1 protein-coding gene is annotated in these 1,539 nt (G+C 58.8%); it reads right to left on the bottom strand.

All coding sequences use genetic code 11. The features are described 5' to 3' along the window. Nucleotides 1–74: 74 nt before the first annotated feature. Nucleotides 75–1,280: a glycoside hydrolase family 27 protein gene (locus ABI_RS22735; RefSeq protein ID WP_006275424.1), complete on the bottom strand. Its 1,206-nt coding sequence runs from the start codon at nucleotides 1,278–1,280 to the stop codon at nucleotides 75–77. Between the last annotated feature and the right edge of the window lie 259 nt (nucleotides 1,281–1,539).

Consider the following 1,539-nt stretch of genomic DNA (forward strand, 5'->3'; position numbering starts at 1 on the left):
CTAATGGGGAGTTGGCGAGCAAGGGAGCCCCCCTACGGGCGACCGCGTCGAGACGGAGGGGGCCTTTACTTCCCTCACACCGTCGGCGTAATCCGCACCATCACCGCACCATGAGACGGCACCTCAGCCGAATAGCGCCCCTTGACCTTTTTGGTGACCTGCTTGGTCCACAGATCCTTGACGGTCGCCTTCATCTCGGCCGGCATCTGCAAGGTCTCCCAATCGACCGACATAACCTTGGCTGCCGCCGATCGGTTGAACAGCACCACAGCCCGGTCCCCGCCGGCCAGAGGCCTGACCCAGACTTCGAAGTCGCCGTCATCCACCAGCTTACGCCCCTGCTGACCCAGCGGATCCTGGTCGACTGCAATCACGTCCTTGTTGGTCAGGATATCATGCGTCTCCCGGTCCATGGCCGAAAGATCGTTTCCGGCGATCAACGGCGCCGCCAGCATGGCCCACAGCGAGAAGTGCGCCTTGTATTCGGTCGTCGTCATCCCGCCATTGCCGACTTCCAGCATATCGGGATCGTTCCATTGGTTCGGCCCGGAATCTTTCCACAGGTCGGCCTGACGATCCAGGATCCACGTGAAGGAGTGGCTATAGCCCTCATCGACATCCCACGAATCGCGGATATCGCCGGTCGTCCGCCACTGGTGTCCAGCCTTGGCAGCCCAGTCGCGCGGCTTGTTGTCGCCCCACTCGCAGATGCTGAGCAGGATATCCCGCCCCGAGGCGCGTAACGCCTTGGCCATGAGGGTATAGGCCGCCTCGGCATTGCGCGTACCGGTATAACACCAGTCATACTTGAGATAATCAACGCCCCAGCCCGCATAAGTCCGCGCATCCTGGAACTCATATCCGGCGCTGCCCGGACGACCGCCGCAGGTCTTCACCCCGGCATCGGAATACAAACCGAACTTCAAGCCCTTCGAATGCACATAGTCCGCCAGAGCCTTGATCCCCGACGGGAACTTGACCGGATCGGCCTGGATGGTGCCATCGGCGGCGCGCTCGGTCTGCCAGCAATCGTCAATCACGATATACTGGTAACCCGCATCCTTCATGCCGGTCGACGCCATGGCATCGGCTACCGCCCGCACCTTGGCCTCGTCGATATTACAGGCGAACTTGTTCCACGAATTCCAGCCCATCGGCGGAGTCGCGGCCAGATTTGGCTTCGGCGCCGTCAACTCCAGGCTTTCATGGGCACTGGCGGCCCCCGCCATACCCATCACCAGCGCCGCGGCCGCAACGGCCGTCCATCGTAATCCGGTCATCTCAATTCTCCCTGAGGCCCTTGTCGGGACCGTGCTTTGACGGCCAATAAATATGACAATTTCTCGCCTGACAAGTTTCAATGATTAAATATTTTAAATTGCATTATTTGTTTGATTTAATTGTCATACATGATAAAAAAATTCCAGACGGCATTTCCCGCCGTTTTTCCTTTCGAGGAATCCTCCCAACACATGACTTTCCTCCCGGCCCTCACCGGGAGGTTTTTTTGTCGTTTCGCATTGGAGCGCATCCCGAAAC

Origin of the sequence: Asticcacaulis biprosthecium C19 (assembly GCF_000204015.1) — a bacterium.
GTDB classification, from domain to species: Bacteria; Pseudomonadota; Alphaproteobacteria; order Caulobacterales; family Caulobacteraceae; genus Asticcacaulis; species Asticcacaulis biprosthecius.